This is a genomic window from Rhodoferax sp. (assembly GCF_039922535.1).
GTDB lineage: Bacteria > Pseudomonadota > Gammaproteobacteria > Burkholderiales > Burkholderiaceae_C > Rhodoferax_B.
The window spans coordinates 1-2,823 of sequence record NZ_JBDTEM010000259.1 but is presented as its reverse complement, the minus strand read 5'-3'; the positions used below and the strand labels follow the sequence as shown (position 1 = coordinate 2,823).

At 67.1% G+C, this 2,823-nt stretch carries 2 protein-coding genes and 1 pseudogene; all 3 read right to left on the bottom strand.

From position 1 onward, the window contains the following. Positions 1–474: pseudogene (locus tag ABI213_RS11960) on the bottom strand (glucans biosynthesis glucosyltransferase MdoH); the annotation flags it as partial. Continuing rightward, positions 471–2,012, bottom strand: coding sequence for a glucan biosynthesis protein G (locus tag ABI213_RS11955; RefSeq protein WP_348006864.1), 1,542 nt, complete (start codon positions 2,010–2,012; stop codon positions 471–473). The gene ABI213_RS11955 and the pseudogene ABI213_RS11960, both read right to left, overlap by 4 nt. A gap of 186 nt (positions 2,013–2,198) precedes the next feature. Further along, on the bottom strand, positions 2,199–2,823 hold a 625-nt coding region (locus ABI213_RS11950), incomplete at its 5' end, for a sigma 54-interacting transcriptional regulator (protein WP_348027250.1).

Genomic DNA, 2,823 nt, shown 5'->3' with positions numbered 1-2,823 from the left:
TTCGTTGCAGATCGGCATGATGACGGCGGTGCGTGCGTCCGACGGCAGCACGGTGTTTGCCGCGCTGCGCGCCGACAGCGCATGCGGATCGCCGCGCAGGGTGACCCAAAAGCCCATCACGGCGGTGACCGTGCCCGCCGACACCCAGGCAAACAGCAGCGCAAACAAGCCCAGTTGGGCCGCCAGCAACAAATCGCTACCGGCACCCGGCTGGGCGCGCCACAGCAGGGCGGTGGCAAACACCGTGGCGCAGGCGATCCAGAACAGCAGCCAGTGGCGGCGCTGCTGGGCCACGGCCTCCCAGGCCGGTGGCAGCACCTGGTGCTGGGCGGCGCTGGCGCGCCAGGGCGCATCGGCGGCAGCCTGCTGGCCGCGCAGGCGACCTGCCAGGCCCAGCCAGGGTTGGGCGCGCATGGAACCGCGTTGGATGGGGGGCATGCCGGGCGAGGAGTTAGGTGTGGAGGTGTGGTTCATGGTGCTGCCTGGATGTAGGTCCATGTTTCGCTGACAGTGTTGGGGCCCGTGCTGGTGGGGGCGGTAAGGAAGGCGCGCAGCTCCACCGGCTGCGCGGGGTTCAGCGTTTGAACGCGCAGGGCCATGCGCCATGCGCCAGTAGCCTCTACGCGGTAGACGTTGGATTCGGTGATGCGGGCATTGCTGCTGGCGCTGGCCACGGCTTTCAGTTCACCTGTGGTGGGCAAAGCGGGGCCGGTGAAGTCCACGATGTACTGCCGCTCGTTGGGTGCTAGCGTGGCAAAGCTGTGGCCTACGCGGGTTTGAGATACCCAGGCCTGGGGCGGACGCTGCTGGGCGTCGCCCTGCCAGTCCACCCGCCAGGCGATGTCCAGCGGCTGGCCGGGGGCGGGCAGGGTGGCGGGCACCCAGTAGGCGACGATGTTGTCGTGGGTTTCATCGGGCGTGGGCAGTTGCACCAGCTCGACCCGGCCCGCGCCCCAGTCGCCCAGCGGGGTGACCCAGGCAGAGGGGCGGCGCTCGTAACTGGCCTCGGTGTCTTCATAGCTGCTGAAATTGCGGTCGCGTTGCATCAGGCCAAAGCCTTTGGGCGCGCGGGTGGTGAAGGAGGTGACCAGCGGGCTACGCGGGTTTTGCAGCGGCCGCCACAGCCATTCGCCCTCGCCGCTGGCCAGCATCAGGCCGTCGGAGTCGTGCACCTCGGGGCGAAAGTCGGTGCGGCTGGGCTGGTTTTCGCCAAAGCTGAACATGCTGGTCAGCGGGGCGAGGCCCAGGGTGCGAATGGGGTTCTTGGGCGTGTCGCGCAGGTACAGCCGGGCTTTGACGGTCGTGCGCGTCGCTTGCGTGGTGTCTTTGCCGGGCTCGATCTCGAAGCGGTAGACCCCGGTTACGCGGGGCGAGTCCAGCAGGGCCAGCACGGTCATGGCGGTGGCACCGGCCTTGGGCCGGACCATCCAGAAGTCGGTGAAGCGGGGGAATTCTTCCGGTCCGCCGCCTGCTGTGTCCACCGCCAGGCCCCGGGCCGACAGGCCGTAGTGCAGCCCGGCGCTGAGGGCGCGAAAGTAGCTGGCCCCCTGGAACACTACCAGCTCGTCCTTGTAGGCCGGGTTGTTCAGCGGATAGTGGACGCGAAAACCCGCGTGACCGATGTCGCCCCAGGTGTCGGGCTGCAAGGTGTTGGCACCGTAACTAAAGTCTTTGGGGTTGAAGGTGAAGGGGCGCTCGCCTTCCGGCGTGATTTCATGCAGGCGCACCGGCTCGGTCTGGTACTTGCCCAGGTGGAAGAACATCAGCTCGAACGGCAGTTGCTCGGCCCGCCAGGCGGCCTGCTCGGGTTTGAAGCGGATGTCGCGCATCTGGTCGTAGGTCAGCTTGCGCAGCACATCGGGTGTGCGGCTGGGCACGGGGCTGTATGGCTGGGCTGCTAGCGTGCGGGCGCGTTCGCCCAGGGTGTCAAAGTCGGTGGGCGGCGTTGCGGCCAGTACCACCAGCGGGGTGACCAGCAAAAGTGCGGCCAGAGAACGGTTCAGACATTGCATGCCCAAACCTAGTGCAAACCCTAGGCCAGCATGAAAAATTCTTACAGATCAATCACTTAGCTGACTTTATGCATGTTCGGCGGGCTTAGGCGGCCTGTAAAGCGTCGCTGATTGGCGACAGGCCCCAGCACCCGGCCCTGTGTGCAGTCCGTAAGTGCTTGATGGATAAGGGAAAACCCGCTGTCGCTAGCGGGCGACAGGCGACTCGGGGCTGTCGCCATCGGGCGACTCGCTGCCCGCATCGCCCCGGAACAGCCCCGGTGTCAGCCCGTGTTTTTGCAGCAGCCGGTAGAACTCGGTGCGGTTGCGTTCGGCCAGCCGGGCGGCATCGGCCACCTGGCCGTCGGTGAGCTTGAGCAGGCCCACCAGGTAGTCGCGTTCAAAGCGGTTGCGGGCTTCGGTAAAGCCCAGCACCTCCACCGTGGGCACGCGCAGCGCCCGCTGCACCAGGGCCAGCGGCACCAGCGGCGTGGTGCACAGCGCGCAAACCTGCTCCACCACGTTGTGCAACTGCCGCACGTTGCCCGGCCAGGCGGCGGTGGACAGCTGGCCCAGGGCATCGGGTGCAAAACCTTTCAGCGGCTTGTGGTACTTGCTGGCCAGGCGCTGCAGAAAATGCTGGGCCAGCAGGGCGATGTCTTCGCGCCGTTCGGCCAGCGGCGGCAGGGTCAGGGTGACCACATTGAGGCGGTAGTAGAGGTCTTCGCGGAAATCTCCGCTGGCCAGCGCGGTCTCCAGGTCGCGGTGGGTGGCCGAGACGATGCGCACATCCACATCCACCGACTGCTGCGCCCCCACGGGCCGTACCTGG

Coding starts and splice junctions, on each gene's coding strand:
- ABI213_RS11955 (WP_348006864.1), bottom strand. CDS start 2,012: ATGCAATGTCTGAACCGTTCTCTGGCCGCACTTTTGCTGGTCACCCCG.